Genomic DNA, 15,827 nt, shown 5'->3' with positions numbered 1-15,827 from the left:
TGAGTCAGGCCTGGGCTTCCAGCCGCTGCAGGAGCGCCGGCAGCTCGGCGGCGAAGGCGGTGAGGTTGCGGTTGCACAGGCCCGCCACGTGCAGCCGGCCCCCGGGCCCATCGGCGATGGCCCAGAGCTGGCGGGTGGCCACCAGGCTCAGGGCACCCCCCGCCAGGGCGATGGCGAAGCCCGTGTACACGAGGGGCACGCCGGGGTCCCGTTTGAACAGGATGCCGCTGGCGGGCAGCACGCTCGCCACCCGGATCGGCAGCCCCTTCACCTCCTGGGCCTCGCCGCCGGGCACCAGCTGGGCCAGGGCCACACCATCGGGGCCGAACACCTGCACCGGCCCCTGTTCGCTGGTGAGGCTCAGCAGCACCGGTTCGCTGCCATCGGGGCGGGTGGGCAGCACCAGCCCCCAGAGCTGGTCGCCCAGCTGGGGGAAGGTCTGCAGCGGCAGCTCCAGCACCGGGCTGCGGCCCAGCTGCAGGCTGATCGTCGCCAGGGACCAGTCGGCCTGGTAGAGCGTCATCCCCCGGTAGCGCAGGGGGTGGTTGACGCTGATGGCGGCTTCGGTGGTGGGGGCCCCATCGCCGGGGCTGATCAGCCGCAGGTTGGAGGAGAACTGCTCCGGCCGGCCGGCGGGATCCCGCTGGATGCGGAAGTCGTCGAGGGCCAGGGTCACCTGGGTGCTGCCGCGGCTGTCCAGCAGCTCCAGCTCCCGGCCCGGGGCCAGGAAGCGCTCCAGCCGCTGGCCCCCCAGGGCGCCCCAGGCGGCCCCCACCATCAGCACCACCATGCCGGCATGGACCAGCAGGGGACCCACCCGGCCGAGCACCCCCCGGCGGGCCGCCAGGCGGTCGTCCTGGCGGTGGATCTGCCAGCCGGCGCCGCGCAGATCGGCCTCCAGCCGCTCGAGGCCGGCGACGGGATGGTTGGTGACGAGGGTTTCGGCCACGCTCAGCTTGCTGAGCTGGCGCGGGCTGCGGTAGTCGATCCAGCGCAGCGAGGCCTGCAGGGCGGGCCACTGGCGGCGCCAGCTGCAGAGGATCAGCGACAGGCCCAGCCAGGCCAGCAGGGCCAGGAACCAGCCACTGGAATACACATGATCCAGTTGTAGGCGCAGCACCCCGTCGCCGTCCAGCACCCCCAGCCAGGGGGCGGGGTCGTAGAGCTGGTGGTAGAAGCTGGCCTCCTCCTTCTGGGGGACGGCCGTGCCGATGCCGCTGGCGATGGCGATGACCAGCAGCAGGCCGATCGCCAGGCGCAGGTCGGAGATCCAGGCGGCCAGGCGCTGCAGGGGGCGCCAGGGCGAGGCTGCCGTGCCGCTCATGGCAGCACCGACAGCAGGGTGAGGCCGCCGCTGGCCAGCAGCACCACGCCGCTGATCGGCGGCACCCACTGCCCCAGGCGGCGCAGCTGCAGCAGCCCCGGCAGGGAGGCGGCCACCGTGCCGGCCAGCAGCAGGGGCATCACCTGGCCGGCGCCGAAGCAGGCGAGCAGCACCAGGCCCACCAGGGGCTGGCCGGTCTGGGCCATCCAGGCCAGCAGCACGGCCAGCACCGGGGTGGTGCAGGGGGTGGCCGCCAGGCCGAAGGCCAGGCCGGCCGCCAGCGGCGCCAGCGGCGCCGGCACCCGCCTTCGCCAGCGTTCGGGGTCGGGCCCGGCCGGCAACGGCAGCCGCAGCACACCCAGCAGGTTGAGGCCCATCACCACGGCCACGACGGCCACCAGCAGCGGCAGCTGGCCGGGGATGCGGCCGTAGAGGCGGCCCATCAGGCCGCTGGCCAGGCCGAGCAGCACCAGGGCCGCCACGATGCCGGCCGCGAAGCTGACGCTGCGCTGCCAGGGGGCACGGCCCTGGCCCTCAGTGCCGAAGCCGGCCAGGTAGGCCAGGGTGACGGGCAGCAGCGAGAGGGAGCAGGGGCCGAGGCTGGTGAGCAGGCCGCCGCTGAACACCACCGCCAGGGTCAGGGGGCCGGGGTGGGCCAGGGAGCCCTGGAGCAGCAGTTCGCTGCTGCGGGCCCAGTCGGCGAACGGCAGCCCGGGGCTGAACATGGCCGATTCAGATTGTCATCAGGGCTCAGCCTATCGGGGCAGGCCGGGGGGCCCGCCGGCGGGGCCGGACCGGTTCGAGCCCGGAGGACTCCAGGGAGCAGCGCAGCAGCAGGCCCGCCAGGAACAGGCTGCTGAGCAGGGAGTTGCCCCCGTAGCTGATCATCGGCAGGGGCAGGCCGGTGGTGGGCATCGAGCCGCTGGCCACGGCGATGTTGAGGATCGACTGGCCCACCAGCAGGGTGGTGCAGCCGATGGCCACCAGGCGGTGCTGGTTGCTGCGGCAGGCCAGGGCCACCCGCAGGCCCACGAAGCCGAAGATCATCAGGAACAGCAGCAGCATCACCGAGCCGACGTAACCGAACTCCTCGGCGAAGACCGCGAAGATGAAATCGGTGGTCTGGATGGGCAGGTACTGGAGCTTCTGGGTGGAGAGCCCGAAGCCCGAGCCGAGCACGCCCCCCGAGCCGATGGCCAGCAGGCTCTGCACCAGCTGGTAGCCATCCCCCTGGGCGACGCGCCAGGGGTTGAGGAAGGAGGTGACCCGGTCGAGCTGGTAGGGGTTGATCATGATGCTGATGCTGCCCAGCACGATCCCGCCGCCGGCGGCCCCCAGCAGCAGCGTCAGGGGCAGGCCGCCGGCCAGGGCCATCAGCCACAGCAGCAGGCCCAGCAGGGCGGCGGTGCTGAGGTTGGGCTGCTTGAGGATCAGCAGGATCACCACCCCGAAGATGCCGATCCAGAGCAGTTTCTGGTCGAGGGCGATGCGGCGCCAGTGGGAGAAGATCACCGCGCCCTGCAGCACGATGAAGGGCTTGATCAGCTCCGAGGGCTGCAGCTGCACCGGGCCGAGCACCAGCCAGCGGCTGGCCCCGTTGACGGTGGTGCCCACCACCAGGGTGGCGGCCACCATCAGGGCCCCCACCAGCAGGGCCGGCGCGGCCAGGTGCAGCCAGCGCCGCATCGTCGTGCGCATGGCCAGCCAGAGCAGGCCCCAGCTGGCCACCAGCCAGATGGCCTGGCGCTTGACGTAGTAGGCCCCGTCCCCCATCTCCCGCTCGGCCACCCACCAGCTGGCGGAGGTGAGCACCAGCAGGCCCACCAGGCTCCAGAGGGCCACCAGGCCGAGCAGCAGGCGGGCTTCCGCGGGCCACTGCTGCCAGGGCAGCGGCAGCAGGCCGGCGCCGGGACGGCCGTTCAGCAGGCGGGGGGCAGGGGTGGACAAGGCCGCGGGAGGGTTCCGGGAATGGCCCATTCAGCCGTGACGGAGGTGGGTTTGTCGAGTCGCGGTGAACATTTCGCCGCCCGCGCCCTTGGCGCCGCCGGGGCCGCCGGAGGCCGGCCGCTCGAGGCCAACAAAAAAGCCCGGCCATGGGCCGGGCGGATGGGTGGGGGCGCCGTGGCGTCCTCAGTTGCCGCAGTTCTGCTGACGACGGCCGGTGGCCAGTTCCACCTTCAGGATCCTGCCGCCCTGCTTCATGATCCGCTGCTGTTCGGCGAACCAGCTGTGGTAGGGCACCCACTTGGTGAAGTAGGTGTTCTGCAGCTCCCTCTGGCTGCGCACCTTTTCGGGGCAGGGGATGCAAGCCGTGATCTTGAACAGGCGCATGGGGTGATCCTCGGAAAACGTGCCGTGGTGGGGGCGTTGCTGGGGATCAGTTGCCCAGGCCGGAGCTGATGTAGTCGAAGTAGACGCCCATCTCACGACCGGCATCGGGACCGACGAGGGAGGCGGTGGCTTCCTTCATGGCCTGGATCGACTGCACCGTGGCGCCGATGGGCACACCCAGGGAGTTGTAGGTCTCCTTGAGGCCGTTCAGCACGCGCTCGTCGAGGATCGACGTGTCACCGGCCAGCATGGCGTAGGTGGCGTAGCGCAGGTAGTAGTCGAGGTCGCGGATGCAGGCCGCGTAACGGCGGGTGGTGTACATGTTGCCGCCCGGACGGGTGATGTCCGAGTAGAGCAGGGCCTTGGCGACGGCTTCCTTGATGATGGCCGAGGCGTTGGCGCTGATCGTGGCGGCGGCACGCACCCGCAGCTCACCGCTGGCGAAGTACTGCTCAAGGCGGCCCATGGAGCTGCCGTCGAGATAGAGCCCCTGGACGTCGGCCTGGTTGATGACGTTGGTGATGGCGTCTTGCATGGATCCTGGGTTTGATGGCTTTGGACGATAGGGAGGTGAAACCTCAGGAGAGGGCGCCGACCACGTAGTCGAAGTAGAAGCCGGCCTCTTCGGCGTCGGAGCCGGTGAGGAGGCCCGTGGCTGCGGTCTTCATCTCGCGCACGGCTTCCGCCATGGCTTCGAGGGGGGTGCCGAGGGCGCGATACATCTCGCGGGCCCCGATGACGCCGATCTCTTCGATCGGGGTCACATCCCCGGCGACCACGCCGTAGGTGACCAGGCGGAGGTAGTAGTCCATGTCGCGCAGACAGGAAGCCGTCATCTCCTCGCCGTAGGCGTTGCCGCCGGGGGAGACGAGATCGGGGCGCTTCTGGAAAAGCTGGCCTCCGGCCTGCTTCACGATGCGCTCCCGGCTTTCAGCCAGGACCTGGGCGACGCGCAGACGACGCTGACCCCCTGCCACGAACGACTTGATCTGGTCAAGTTCGCCAGGGCTGAGGTAGCGGGCTTCGGCGTCCGCGTTGATGATCGAGTTGGAGACGATGCTCATGCAGTTCTGCCTCGAAACAAGCGGTCACCGTGAAGGAGACCGGTATCCGGTGGGTAAGGGTGATCGGCTTGGCCGACCGTCGCATCATTCTGTGGCAAGGGCCGTCGCTCCCATGGGGGCCGGTAACAGTTCTTCACGGCGGATCGGCCCGCGAGATCCCTTGGCTTGCAACGGCTTTGGCGGGAGTTGTTATCACCGTCCAGGCGCAGCAATTGTTCATCTTTTCAGCTTGCCGTCCTCGGCACCGCAGGTGCATCGACAGCCCAATCTCTTCGTCTCGTTGTAGAGACGGACCAAAAGAAACCCCCCGGGTCAGACCCGGGGGATCATCGGATGCGCCGATGGGCACCCCTCGTCGGGCGCCCATTATGGCCCGGGGGCTGATCAGATCGCGCCCTTCAGCGAGGGGGTGAGCCCGGCGTTGCCGCCGTAGAGGGAGGCGGTGCGGTTCACGGTCGTCAGGGGCACGCCATCCTCGGTGCCGAGGCCGCGCAGGTAGGGCACGGTGTCCTGGCCGAAGGCGGTGGCGTACTCCCGGGCGTTGAGCAGTTCGGCGACGGCGGCCTGCTGGCCGGCGGTGGCGCGGGTGGCCAGGAACCGGCTCACTTCCGCCGGCATGGCGGCACGGCCGAGCAGGGCCAGGTAGGCGGCCGAGGCGGCCCGCAGGGGCGCCATCCGCTGCAGTCGCTGCTGGAACAGATCGCTGCCGGCGATCTGGGCCACGAACTCGGCCACCGAGAGCTGACCGTCGCGCAGCTGGGATTCGGGATCCATCTGGCGCTCGGCCGCGAAGGGCACGCGGTTCAGAAGTTGGCGGTAGACCGCCTGCACCACCTCCTGCACCTGGGTCTCGCTGGGATCGCGGAGCAGCTGTACGGGCCTCGACAGGCTCTGACGGCGACGGAAGCCCTGGGGGGCGCCCGGCCGCAGGGCCTTGGCCATGGCACCGTCGGGGGCGGTGGCGGCTCCGCTCAGCAGGTTGGTGCCCACCAGGGCCTTCCAGCCGCCGGCGATGCCGATGGCGGCGGGGGCCACGTAGCCATTGCCGCCGCTGGAGACGCCGCTGCGCCAGACGGGGGCGGCCCCACCGCCGGGCTGCCAGGGGGACTGGCTCCAGCTGCGGGTGGGGGCCGGGGGCTCCCGAAGGCTTCCGGGACCGCTGGTGACGCCCGTGGCGGCCGAGGCACTCTGGCCGCCGGCCACCTCCGCCTTCCACTGCCCCCGCACCTTGGGCCGGGCGGGCAGGTTGCGGGGGACCAGATCGCCGACAGTGCGGATCTCCTGGGCCACCGGCACGGTGGGCCGCTGCAGGGGGGTGATGTCCGCGACCGTCTCGAGGGTGCGCACCAGACCCGGGACGCGGCGGGCGTTGCGATCGGCCGGGGTGATGAAGCGCTCGTAGGGGACCGTGTCCTCGCCGAAGCAGTCGTTGTATTCGCGGCCTTCGATCATGGCGTCGACGACGCCGTAGAAGCCCTTGCGGGCGGCGGTGTCGAAGTAGGCGTTGATCTCCCAGCGGCCGAAGGTGGGCCGGCCGAGGAGGCGGCGGTGCATCACCTCGATGGCCTTGGTGATGTACAGGCCGCTCCAGTAACGACGGCGGAAGGCGTTGGAGCGGGCCACCTGGCGCACGAACTCCCGCAGGCTGATGTCGCCGTTCTCGAGCTTGATCTCCTCCACCTTGTTGCGCTCACCGGCGTAGCCGGCGGTGCCGAGCACCTGCACGTAGACCGCGTTGATGACGGCCTGGGTGCTGGATTCGGTGCCGCGGATGCTGGGCTGGCCGCCCCGGCGGGGGGTGGAGCTGCCGCCGGTGGCGATCTGGCGCAGGCGCACCACCTTCGGCCCCACCCGGCGCGGGGTGGCCTTGCGGAACTGGGCGCTGTCCATGGGCCCGGGCTGGGCCATGCCGTTGCCGATCAGGATCCGGCGGGTGTCGTAGCTGAAGGGGGCCGGGCGGGTGGCCACCGACGCCGTGCTGGAGGGGAAGATCGCCCCGTAGGTGAGGGCCAGGGGATCGTTGCCGCCGCCGTAGGGGTGCTGGTCGGCGAGGGGCTGGCGGTAGGAGGCGTAGAGGGTGATGTACTGGGGCGCCCCCTCGAATGGCGCACTGAAGCGGAAGAGGTTGCGGTTGGAGCCCCAGCCGGCGCTCTCCTGGGCCTCTTCGCCGATGTCGCGGAGGTAGGGGACCGTCTCCTCACCGAAGACCCGGGCGTACTCCATGCCGTTGACCAGGGCATCGACCAGGCCGTTGAGCCCCTTGGCGCTGACGATGGCGAAGTACTGGCGGAACTCCTCGATCGAGCTCACACCGCGGCCCAGGAAGTGGCGGAAGGCGAGCTCCACCACCCGGCTGTTGGAGAAGCGGCCGTAGAACTGGCGCCGGTAGACCTTGCTGCGGCCGAGGGCGCGGATGAACTCCCGCATCGAGAGCTGGCCCTGGCGCACCTGGGTGGCCTCCACCGGGCACACCACCTGGGAGTAGCCCTTGACGATGTCCCGCTCGAACACCTGGCGGTAGGCGGCCCGGATGACCTCGGCCTTCTCGGCACCGGAGAGGCCTGGCTTCATCACGAAGCGCTGGGCGCCTTCGGCGGCGAGGGCATAGATCGCCGGCAGCTGCAGGCCCTGGTTGACCGGGCTGCCCAGGCGGGCCCGGGTGGAGGGGGTGGGGATCTCGAGCTCCTTGAGGAGCACGTTGAAGCAGTCGATCACCAGCTGGCGGGAGTCCGGCTCCCCCTTGAACAGTCCGGCCGCGGCGGCGCGCATCTCCTGCAGGGCCACGTTGGTGGCGGCCAGGGAGCAGGCCTTCTCGAGCACGTCCCGCAGGCCCCGGGTGTTCACCGCCAGGATGCTGGGATCGCCGGCGATCACGGCATAGCCCACGTAGCGGAGGAACCAGGCCAGGTCCCGCAGCGACTTGCGCATGCGGGCGTTGCCGTAGATCGCCACCGAGATGGGGTTGAAGCCGCTGGGCAGCACGACCCGCACGTCGGCGTCGGCCTGGACACCCTCGAGGATGCGGCCGAGCAGACCGCTGCCGCCGGAGCCCTGGGCGAAGGTGCGCACCGACCGCTGGAACGCGGCCTGGTCGGCGGCGAGGGCGACCCCATCGCCCGCTCCGGCGCTGGGGGTGCTGAGGGGGGCGTCGAGATAGGAGAGGGGCGTGCCGCCGGTGAAGATCCGGTTGGCGGCCCGGGCCACGATCGCGTCGGCGTTGGCGGAGATCCGTCGGGCGGCTTCGACGCGGATCTGGCCGCTGCGGAAGAAGGTGGTCAGGGCGTCCAGTTCGCCGCCGTCGGGGAAACGGTCCTGTTGCTCCGCCTTCCGGACGCTGGAGAGCGGCAGGGTGTCGTAGCGCTGGGGGGCGACCCTGGTGCTGCCGCTGCTGGCGGTCACGGTCATGAACGAGAGCGAGCCGGGCTGGGTCACGTTACGGCTGGCCCCCTGGCCCCCCGGGGCGGGATGAACAAATGTTTGCAGCCTTCCGAGACGCTCACGCTGAACGGCGGCCGGCGCCGTGGAATGCTGCCGGAACCCGCACCAAGGCATTGATGGATCACCCCCCGGAGGCCCCGCTGGATGCCGCCACGCCGGTGGTGAGCGCCTTCTACGACCGCTTCCCCTACCCGGGGGACCCCCTCCAGGACGGTCCGCCGCCGGGATACAACTGGCGCTGGTGCGTGGACAGCGTGGTGGCGGCCGTGGACGGGTCCCTGCCGCCGCCGCCGCGGCCCTGGCGGATCCTCGACGCCGGCTGCGGCACCGGGGTGAGCACCGACTACCTCTGCCACCTCAACCCGGGGGCCACCGTGCTGGCGGTGGACATCAGCGCCGGCGCCCTGGCGGTGGCCCGGGAGCGCACCGCCCGCTCCGGGGCCGCCGCCCGGGTGGCGGAGCTGCGCATCGAGCAGCGCAGCCTGCTCGACCTGGCGGGGGAGGGCCCCTTCGACTACATCAACTCGGTGGGGGTGCTGCACCACCTCGACCGGCCCGAGGAGGGGCTGCGGGCCCTGGTGCCCCTGCTGCGGCCGGGGGGGCTGCTGCACCTCTTCCTCTATGCCGACGGCGGCCGCTGGGAGATCCACCGCACCCAGCGGGCCCTGGCCCTGATGGGGGTGGGCACCGGACCGGCGGGTCTGCGGCTGGGCCGGGAGCTGTTCGCCACCCTGCCCGAGACCAACCGCCTGCGGCGGCACCACGAGCAGCGCTGGGCCCTCGACACCGCCGCCGATGCCAACTTCGCCGACATGTACCTCCACCCCCAGGAGACCAGCTACGACCTGGAGCGCCTGTTCCGCTTCGTCGACCAGCCCGGGATCCGCTTCGCCGGTTTCTCCAATCCCGAGGTCTGGGATCCGGCCCGGCTGCTGCAGGGGGAACTGCTGGAGCGGGCCCGGGCGCTGCCGGCGCGGCAGCAGTGGGCCCTGGTGGAGAGCCTTGATCCCGACATCAGCCACTTCGAGTTCTTCCTGCGCCGCCAGGAGGGCGACGGGGCACCGGAGGCGGAGGCGGCGGCCTGGAGCGACACGGCGCCGCAGTCGTGGACCGACGAAGCCCTGCTGGCGGCCGGGGGCGAGTGCAACCGCTGCCTGTGGGGCTGGCCCTCCACGGCGCTGCTGGGTCCCGACCTGCGTCCCCTGACCCTCACGGAGGAGGAGCTGGCCCTGATGGAGGCCCTGGAGGCGGCCCCCGCCGGCACGCCGATCGGGGCGCTGCCCCTGGGCCAGGGCCCCGCCGAGCGGGTGGCGGTGGCGCGGCGGCTGCTGGCGGAGCGGGTGCTTCTGTTGCTTAAAGCCTGAACGGGCCGAGTGATAAAGTCCGCACGCCAAGACGGAGCCTCGTCGGTTGCAGGCTGCCCTGACCCCCTCCCCGGATGCCGTCCCCCCCGCGGAGACGTCGACCGAAGAGGTCGCAGTCCATCCGGCCAACGAGCCTCTCCCCCAGCCTGAACTCCCCGCCGCCCCGGCGACGGTGAACAACGGCATGGACGGTTACCTGCGGCTGCAGCGCCGGATGCTTCTTTCCACGGTCTGTGCCACCGCCCTGGCGGTGCCTCTCACGGCCCTGTGGTTCGACCTCCCCACCGCTTTCAGCCTGCTGGTGGGAGCCCTGGCGGGACTCCTGTACCTCCGCCTCCTGGCCCGCAGCGTCACCCGCTTCGGCGTCGAAACCAAGGGGGTGGGCAAGGCCCAGCTGCTGGTGCCGGTGGTGCTGGTGGTCGCGGCCGCCAGGCTCCCCGTCCTCGAGATCCTGCCCGCCGTCCTGGGCTTTCTCCTCTACAAGCCCGCCCTGATCGTTCAGGCCGTCCTCGACACCTGATCCCGCTTCAGCCGCTCCGGCGGCCCTCTTCAGCCGCCTTGCGGCCCCCGACGTTCCGCCAGGTCCTATCCCCGATGGCTCCGTTGCCCCTCGCCCTTCCCTTCGCCGCCCTCGAGGTTGGCCAGCACCTCTACTGGCAGCTCGGCAATTACAAGATCCACGGCCAGGTCTTCCTGAGCTCCTGGGTCGTGATCGGCGCCCTCCTCGCCGTGGTGGTGGTGGGCACGCGCCGCCTGGAGCGCGACCCCCGGGGCGTCCAGAACCTGCTGGAGTTCCTCTGGGATTACCTGCGCGACATCGCCCGCGAATACATCGGCGAGAAGGCCTACCGCGACTGGCTTCCCTTCATCGGCACCCTGTTCCTGTTCATCTTCGTGAGCAACTGGGGCGGGGCCCTGATCCCCTGGAAGCTGGTCCACCTGCCCAACGGTGAACTGGGCGCCCCCACCGCCGACATCAACACCACCATCGCCCTGGCGCTGCTGGTGTCGCTGGCCTACTTCTATGCGGGCCTGAGCCGCAAGGGTTTCCGGTACTTCGAGTACTACGTGGAACCCACGCCGATCATGCTCCCCTTCAAGATCGTCGAGGACTTCACCAAGCCCCTCTCGCTCTCCTTCCGTCTGTTCGGCAACATCCTTGCCGACGAACTGGTGGTGGCGGTGCTGGCCTTCCTGGTGCCCCTGGTGGTGCCCCTGCCGGTGATGTTCCTCGGCCTGTTCACCAGCGCCATCCAGGCCCTGATCTTCGCCACCCTGGCGGCCTACTACATCGGTGAGGCCGTCCACGAGGAGCACCACTAGGTCTCCCGCCCGCCGGCCCGTTCCCTCGGTCTGGCAAACTCTCTGCGCGCAGGTCCGGCTCGATCCGGGCCCGCCTTCCCAGGTGTCCCCGGCGCAGGGTTCTCGACAAGGTTCCTTCCGCGCTTCCCCGGCGCCCCACATTTCTAACCCCACCATGGATTCCCTTACTTCCGCTGCGTCCGTCGTGGCTGCTGGTCTTGCCGTCGGTCTCGGCTCCATCGGTCCTGGCATCGGCCAGGGCACCGCTTCCGGCGGCGCCGTCGAAGGCATCGCCCGCCAGCCCGAAGCCGAAGGCAAGATCCGCGGCACCCTGCTGCTCTCCCTGGCCTTCATGGAATCGCTGACCATCTACGGCCTGGTGGTCGCCCTGGTGCTGCTGTTCGCCAACCCCTTCTCCTGATCGGAGGCCATCGCGGGGATGAGTGGGCCGCCCGTCCGTTGCGGCCCTTCTCCACCCCCGGCTCCGTCCACGCCTGCACCACCGCCCGCCTTATTGCCCCATGACCAGCTGGCTTCTGCTCGCCGAGGCAGGTGCGACCGCAGGGTCGCCCGAGGGAGGTCTGTTCGACCTCGACGCCACCCTGCCGCTCATGGCGCTGCAGGTGGTGATCCTCACCTTCATTCTCAACAGCCTGTTCTTCCGACCGGTCGGCAAGGCCGTCGAGGACCGTGAGGGCTACATCGCCACCAGCCGGACCCAGGCCAAGGAGAAGCTGGCCCAGGCCGAGCGCCTCGAGGCCGACCTCAAGGAGCAGCTGAAGGGGGCCCGACTTGAGGCCCAGAAGGTGATCCTCGAGGCGGAACAGGATTCCGACCGTCTCTACCGGGAGGCCCTGGCGGTGGCCCAGGCCGAAGCGATCGCCAGCCGCGAAAGCGCCCGCAGCAAGATCGACGCTCAGCGCTCCGAAGCCCTGAGCGTCCTCGAGGCCGATGCCGACAGGCTCGCCGACCTCATCGTCGACCGTCTCCTGACCGCCTCATGATGATCTCTCCTCTCCTGGCCAGCCACGGCAGCTTCGGCCTCAACTTCGACATCTTCGAGACCAACATCATCAACCTGGCGATCGTCATCGCCGGACTGACCTGGTTCCTGAGGGGATTCCTCGGCGGGATCCTGGAGCGCCGCCGCGAGCGCATCCTGGCCGAACTCAAGGATGCCGAGGAGCGCCTGAAGGCGGCCACCGCCTCCCTGGCCGAGGCCCAGAAGAGCCTGGGTGAGGCCCGCACCCGCGCCGAGAAGATCCGCGCCGACGGCAAGGCCCGGGCCGAGGCCATCCGTTTCGACAGCGAGAAGCGCACCGTCGAGGAGATGGCCCGCCTCAAGCAGGACTCCCAGTCCGATCTGGATTCGGAGATCTCCCGCGTCAGCCGGCTGCTGCAGCGCGAGGCGGCCGAGATGGCCATCGCCAAGGCCCTGGTGAGCCTGCCCGGTCGCCTCGACGCCAGCGCCCAGGCCCGGCTGATCGATCAGTCCATTCAATCGATGGGGAACGCCTGATGCCTCTGCTCAACACCATCACCACCCCCTACGCCGACGCCTTCCTGCAGGTGTGCGACGCCAACGGCGACACCGAGGCGGTGATCGATCAGGCCCGGGCGATCCTCGCCCTCTGGCACGACTTCAGCGACCTGCGTGAGGCGATGGCCTCCCCGGTTCTTGAGGTCGAGGGCAAGAAGGCGGCCCTGGAGCAACTCTTCGGCAAGGACATCTCCCCCTCCTTCCTCAACCTGCTCAAGCTCCTGGCCGACCGCCAGCGCATCGGTTTTCTCGATGCCGTTCTGGAGCGGCTCCTGGAGCTCTACCGCGAGCAGAACCAGATCGCCCTGGCCACCGTGACCTCGGCGAGCCCCCTCAGCGAGGAGCAGCAGGAGCTGCTCGCCGAGAAGGCCAAGGCCGTGGCCGGCACCGACAAGGTGGAGATCAGCCTTGCGGTGGATCCCGCCCTGATCGGCGGGTTCGTCCTCAGTGTCGGTTCCCGGGTGATCGACGCCAGCCTCGCCGGCCAGGTCCGGCGCCTCGGCCTGTCGCTCGCCAACGTGAGCTGACGCCTCCCCCCCTCCCCTCCTCTCCTCACTTCATCGCCTCCCCTCCGGGGACTCCCATCCATGGTTTCCATCCGCCCCGACGAGATCAGCGCCATCCTCAAGAAGCAGATCGCCGACTACGACAAGTCGGTCTCTGTCAGCAACGTCGGCACCGTCCTGCAGATCGGTGATGGCATCGCCCGGGTCTACGGCCTGGAGCAGGTGATGGCCGGTGAGCTGGTGCTGTTCGAGGACGGCACCGAGGGCCTGGCGCTGAACCTCGAGGACGACAACGTCGGCGTCGTGCTGATGGGCGAGGGCCTGGGCATCCAGGAGGGCAGCACCGTCAAGGCCACCGGCCGCATCGCCGCGGTGCCGGTGGGCGACGCCATGCTGGGCCGGGTGGTGAACGCCCTGGGCCAGCCGATCGACGGCAAGGGTGAGATCGCCACCACCGAGACCCGCCTGATCGAGTCGATGGCGCCCGGCATCATCCAGCGCAAGTCGGTGCATGAGCCGATGCAGACCGGCATCACGGCCATCGACGCCATGATTCCCATCGGCCGCGGCCAGCGCGAGCTGATCATCGGCGACCGCCAGACCGGCAAGACCGCCATCTGCATCGACACCATCCTCAACCAGAAGGGTGAGGACGTGGTCTGCGTCTACGTGGCCATCGGCCAGAAGAACGCCTCGGTGGCCAACGTGGTGGAAGTGCTGCGTGAGCGCGGCGCCCTCGACTACACCGTGGTGGTGGCGGCCAGCGCCTCGGAAGCCGCGGCCCTGCAGTACCTGGCCCCCTACACCGGCGCGGCCATCGCCGAGTCCTTCATGTACAAGGGCAAGGCCACCCTGGTGGTGTACGACGACCTCACCAAGCAGGCCCAGGCCTACCGCCAGATGTCCTTGCTGCTGCGCCGTCCCCCCGGTCGTGAGGCCTACCCCGGCGACGTCTTCTACTGCCACAGCCGCCTGCTGGAGCGGGCCGCCAAGCTCTCCGACGCCATGGGCAAGGGCAGCATGACCGCCCTGCCGATCATCGAGACCCAGGCCGGCGACGTCTCGGCCTACATCCCCACCAACGTGATCTCGATCACCGACGGCCAGGTGTTCCTCAGCTCCGACCTGTTCAACTCCGGCCTGCGGCCCGCCATCAACGTGGGCATCTCCGTGAGCCGGGTGGGTGGCGCCGCCCAGACCAAGGCCATCAAGAAGATCGCCGGCACCCTGAAGCTGGAGCTGGCCCAGTTCGACGAACTGGCCGCCTTCTCCCAGTTCGCCTCCGACCTCGACGCCGCCACCCAGGCCCAGCTGGCCCGGGGCAAGCGTCTGCGTGAACTGCTCAAGCAGCCCCAGTTCAGCCCCCTGATCCTGGCCGAGCAGGTGGCGGTGGTCTACGCAGGCGTCAAGGGTCTGATCGACGACGTGCCCGTGGAGCTGGTGCCCCAGTTCGCCCGCGAACTGCGTGAGTACCTCAAGAGCAACAAACCCGAGTACATCAACAAGGTGCAGACCGAGAAGGTGTTGAGCGACGAGTCCGAGGCCATGCTCAAGGAAGCCATCGTCGAGGTCACCTCCTCGATGCTGGCCGCCGCCTGAGGAGCCACCACCGATGGCCAATCTCAAGGCAATCCGTGACCGGATCAGTTCGGTCAAGAACACCCGCAAGATCACCGAAGCCATGCGGCTGGTGGCCGCTGCCAAGGTGCGCCGTGCCCAGGAGCAGGTGCTGCGCACCCGCCCCTTCGCCGACCGTCTGGCCCGGGTGCTGCAGAATCTCGAGTCCCGCATGGGCTTCGAGGGTGCCGACTCACCGCTGCTGGCCGAGCGCCGGCCGGTGAGCACCATCACCCTGCTGGTGGTCACCGGCGACCGGGGTCTCTGCGGCGGCTACAACGCCAACGTGATCCGCCGGGCCGAGCAGCGCTTCGCCGAGCTCAAGGGCCAGGGCTTCACGGTGGACATGGTGCTGATGGGCCGCAAGGCCATCACCTACTTCACCAACCGCTCCTACCCGATCCGGGCCACTTTCACCGGCCTGGAACAGGTGCCCACCTCCCAGGAGGCGGGCGAGATCGCCAACGAAGTGCTCGCCGAGTTCCTCTCCGCCAGCACCGACCGGGTGGAGATCGTCTTCACCCGCTTCATCAACCTGGTGAGCTCCCAGCCGGTGGTCCAGACCCTGCTGCCCCTCGATCCCCAGGGCATCGCCAGTTCCGATGATGAGATCTTCCGTCTCATCACCCGCGACGGCCGCCTCGGGGTGGAGATCGGCAAGGTGGAGAACGCCCAGCCGGCCCTGCAACCGGACTTCGTGTTCGAGCAGAGCCCGGAGCAGCTGCTCAATGCCCTGCTGCCCCTCTACCTGGCCAACCAGCTGCTGCGCTCCCTCCAGGAAGCCGCCGCCAGCGAACTGGCCAGCCGGATGACGGCCATGAACAACGCCAGCGACAACGCCAAGGCGCTCGCCAAGACCCTCACCCTCGACTACAACAAGGCCCGCCAGGCCGCCATCACCCAGGAGATCCTGGAAGTGGTGGGTGGCGCGGCGGCGATGGGCTGACGCTCAGCTCCAGGTGGCCGGTGGCGGCATCCCGCTCCCGGCCCAGTTGCCAGCCTTCGGTCCGGACCAGCAGCAGTTCCATGGTCGTTCGCACGCGGCTTCCGTGGCAGAGATGGCCGCCCATCGTGCGGCCCTCGGCATCCGCCACCACCAGGTGCAGGTGGGCTCCGTCCCTGCTCAGACTCCCTGCCAGCAGGATCACCTCCTGCGGACCGGCCAGCACGGTGCCTTCGTCCTGATCTGCGAAGCGCAGCACGGGACTCTCCAGGCTGCCGATCCCGCAGACCACGAAGCCGCAGAGCTCCGGATCCGCCCGGACCCGTTGTTCCAGTTCCCTGCGCAGATCCACACCCGGCGGCAGACGGAGGGGGTGGTACGTCATGGCGTGGCGTTGG

General features: G+C 69.8%; 17 protein-coding genes. 9 read left to right on the top strand and 8 right to left on the bottom strand.

The window, feature by feature from the left end; translation table 11 throughout:
* Positions 1-4: 4 nt before the first annotated feature.
* The 7 genes from L107_RS14425 to L107_RS14395 all read right to left on the bottom strand — a co-directional run bounded on the left by L107_RS14425 (position 5) and on the right by L107_RS14395 (position 8,124).
* Entirely contained in the window at positions 5-1,324 is a 1,320-nt protein-coding gene (locus L107_RS14425; protein WP_159819996.1) for a cytochrome c biogenesis protein ResB, read from the bottom strand.
* Positions 1,321-2,049, bottom strand: a complete 729-nt coding sequence (locus tag L107_RS14420) for a cytochrome c biogenesis CcdA family protein (protein ID WP_159819994.1) — start codon at positions 2,047-2,049, stop codon at positions 1,321-1,323. The genes L107_RS14425 and L107_RS14420 overlap by 4 nt, the downstream gene beginning before the upstream one ends.
* A 25-nt stretch (positions 2,050-2,074) precedes the next feature.
* On the bottom strand, positions 2,075-3,301 hold the full coding sequence (locus tag L107_RS14415) for an FtsW/RodA/SpoVE family cell cycle protein (protein WP_159819992.1): 1,227 nt from the start codon (positions 3,299-3,301) through the stop codon (positions 2,075-2,077).
* Positions 3,302-3,454: 153 nt separating this feature from the next.
* Positions 3,455-3,655, bottom strand: a complete 201-nt coding sequence (locus tag L107_RS14410) for a phycobilisome linker polypeptide (protein ID WP_015110587.1) — start codon at positions 3,653-3,655, stop codon at positions 3,455-3,457.
* Positions 3,656-3,701: 46 nt separating this feature from the next.
* On the bottom strand, positions 3,702-4,190 hold the full coding sequence (gene apcB, locus L107_RS14405) for an allophycocyanin subunit beta (protein ID WP_015110588.1): 489 nt from the start codon (positions 4,188-4,190) through the stop codon (positions 3,702-3,704).
* A 43-nt stretch (positions 4,191-4,233) separates the two neighbouring features.
* Positions 4,234-4,719: an allophycocyanin subunit alpha apoprotein gene (locus tag L107_RS14400; RefSeq protein WP_015110589.1), complete on the bottom strand. Its 486-nt coding sequence runs from the start codon at positions 4,717-4,719 to the stop codon at positions 4,234-4,236.
* Between the two features lie 384 nt (positions 4,720-5,103).
* A complete protein-coding gene (locus L107_RS14395; RefSeq protein WP_159819990.1) occupies positions 5,104-8,124 on the bottom strand; it encodes a phycobilisome rod-core linker polypeptide in 3,021 nt (1,006 codons plus the stop codon).
* 149 nt (positions 8,125-8,273) lie between these two features.
* Here L107_RS14395 and L107_RS14390 point away from each other — a divergent pair, with 149 nt between their 5' ends.
* The 9 genes from L107_RS14390 to L107_RS14350 all read left to right on the top strand — a co-directional run bounded on the left by L107_RS14390 (position 8,274) and on the right by L107_RS14350 (position 15,432).
* A complete protein-coding gene (locus L107_RS14390; protein WP_159819988.1) occupies positions 8,274-9,521 on the top strand; it encodes a class I SAM-dependent methyltransferase in 1,248 nt (415 codons plus the stop codon).
* 46 nt (positions 9,522-9,567) lie between these two features.
* Entirely contained in the window at positions 9,568-10,041 is a 474-nt protein-coding gene (locus L107_RS14385; protein ID WP_106220300.1) for an ATP synthase subunit I, read from the top strand.
* A gap of 74 nt (positions 10,042-10,115) precedes the next feature.
* Positions 10,116-10,844: a F0F1 ATP synthase subunit A gene (atpB, locus tag L107_RS14380; RefSeq protein ID WP_106220301.1), complete on the top strand. Its 729-nt coding sequence runs from the start codon at positions 10,116-10,118 to the stop codon at positions 10,842-10,844.
* Positions 10,845-10,998: 154 nt separating this feature from the next.
* A complete protein-coding gene (gene atpE / locus L107_RS14375) occupies positions 10,999-11,244 on the top strand; it encodes an ATP synthase F0 subunit C (protein WP_015110594.1) in 246 nt (81 codons plus the stop codon).
* Positions 11,245-11,344: 100 nt separating this feature from the next.
* Complete coding sequence (locus tag L107_RS14370) at positions 11,345-11,827, top strand: F0F1 ATP synthase subunit B' (RefSeq protein WP_159819986.1); 483 nt, start codon at positions 11,345-11,347, stop codon at positions 11,825-11,827.
* A complete protein-coding gene (locus L107_RS14365; RefSeq protein WP_159819984.1) occupies positions 11,827-12,342 on the top strand; it encodes a F0F1 ATP synthase subunit B in 516 nt (171 codons plus the stop codon). The genes L107_RS14370 and L107_RS14365 overlap by 1 nt, the downstream gene beginning before the upstream one ends.
* Positions 12,342-12,890 (top strand): ATP synthase F1 subunit delta, encoded by a 549-nt coding sequence (atpH, locus tag L107_RS14360; RefSeq protein WP_159819982.1) that lies wholly within the window; start codon positions 12,342-12,344, stop codon positions 12,888-12,890. Before L107_RS14365 ends, atpH begins: the two co-directional genes overlap by 1 nt.
* A 60-nt stretch (positions 12,891-12,950) precedes the next feature.
* Positions 12,951-14,468, top strand: a complete 1,518-nt coding sequence (gene atpA, locus L107_RS14355) for a F0F1 ATP synthase subunit alpha (protein ID WP_159819980.1) — start codon at positions 12,951-12,953, stop codon at positions 14,466-14,468.
* Between the two features lie 13 nt (positions 14,469-14,481).
* The gene (locus tag L107_RS14350) at positions 14,482-15,432 is read left to right on the top strand and encodes a F0F1 ATP synthase subunit gamma (protein WP_159819978.1); all 951 of its coding nucleotides are present in this window, start codon (positions 14,482-14,484) and stop codon (positions 15,430-15,432) included.
* On the opposite strand, the gene L107_RS14345 is transcribed toward L107_RS14350, so the two are convergent.
* Entirely contained in the window at positions 15,383-15,814 is a 432-nt protein-coding gene (locus L107_RS14345; protein WP_159819976.1) for a PPC domain-containing DNA-binding protein, read from the bottom strand. The two genes, L107_RS14350 and L107_RS14345, sit on opposite strands and share 50 nt — an antisense overlap.
* Positions 15,815-15,827 lie beyond the last annotated feature (13 nt).

The sequence above is a fragment of the Cyanobium sp. Copco_Reservoir_LC18 genome (assembly GCF_009834675.1).
GTDB lineage: Bacteria > Cyanobacteriota > Cyanobacteriia > PCC-6307 > Cyanobiaceae > Cyanobium > Cyanobium minutissimum.
This window is presented reverse-complemented; position numbering and strand designations above follow the sequence as displayed.

Excerpts from the sequence above, each read along its gene's own strand:
- L107_RS14425 (WP_159819996.1), bottom strand. The coding sequence starts at position 1,324 with ATGAGCGGCACGGCAGCCTCGCCCTGGCGCCCCCTGCAGCGCCTGGCC.
- L107_RS14420 (WP_159819994.1), bottom strand. The coding sequence starts at position 2,049 with ATGTTCAGCCCCGGGCTGCCGTTCGCCGACTGGGCCCGCAGCAGCGAA.
- L107_RS14415 (WP_159819992.1), bottom strand. The coding sequence starts at position 3,301 with ATGGGCCATTCCCGGAACCCTCCCGCGGCCTTGTCCACCCCTGCCCCC.
- L107_RS14410 (WP_015110587.1), bottom strand. The coding sequence starts at position 3,655 with ATGCGCCTGTTCAAGATCACGGCTTGCATCCCCTGCCCCGAAAAGGTG.
- apcB (WP_015110588.1), bottom strand. The coding sequence starts at position 4,190 with ATGCAAGACGCCATCACCAACGTCATCAACCAGGCCGACGTCCAGGGG.
- L107_RS14400 (WP_015110589.1), bottom strand. The coding sequence starts at position 4,719 with ATGAGCATCGTCTCCAACTCGATCATCAACGCGGACGCCGAAGCCCGC.
- L107_RS14395 (WP_159819990.1), bottom strand. The coding sequence starts at position 8,124 with ATGACCGTGACCGCCAGCAGCGGCAGCACCAGGGTCGCCCCCCAGCGC.
- L107_RS14390 (WP_159819988.1), top strand. The coding sequence starts at position 8,274 with ATGGATCACCCCCCGGAGGCCCCGCTGGATGCCGCCACGCCGGTGGTG.
- atpB (WP_106220301.1), top strand. The coding sequence starts at position 10,116 with ATGGCTCCGTTGCCCCTCGCCCTTCCCTTCGCCGCCCTCGAGGTTGGC.
- atpE (WP_015110594.1), top strand. The coding sequence starts at position 10,999 with ATGGATTCCCTTACTTCCGCTGCGTCCGTCGTGGCTGCTGGTCTTGCC.
- L107_RS14370 (WP_159819986.1), top strand. The coding sequence starts at position 11,345 with ATGACCAGCTGGCTTCTGCTCGCCGAGGCAGGTGCGACCGCAGGGTCG.
- L107_RS14365 (WP_159819984.1), top strand. The coding sequence starts at position 11,827 with ATGATCTCTCCTCTCCTGGCCAGCCACGGCAGCTTCGGCCTCAACTTC.
- atpH (WP_159819982.1), top strand. The coding sequence starts at position 12,342 with ATGCCTCTGCTCAACACCATCACCACCCCCTACGCCGACGCCTTCCTG.
- atpA (WP_159819980.1), top strand. The coding sequence starts at position 12,951 with ATGGTTTCCATCCGCCCCGACGAGATCAGCGCCATCCTCAAGAAGCAG.
- L107_RS14350 (WP_159819978.1), top strand. The coding sequence starts at position 14,482 with ATGGCCAATCTCAAGGCAATCCGTGACCGGATCAGTTCGGTCAAGAAC.
- L107_RS14345 (WP_159819976.1), bottom strand. The coding sequence starts at position 15,814 with ATGACGTACCACCCCCTCCGTCTGCCGCCGGGTGTGGATCTGCGCAGG.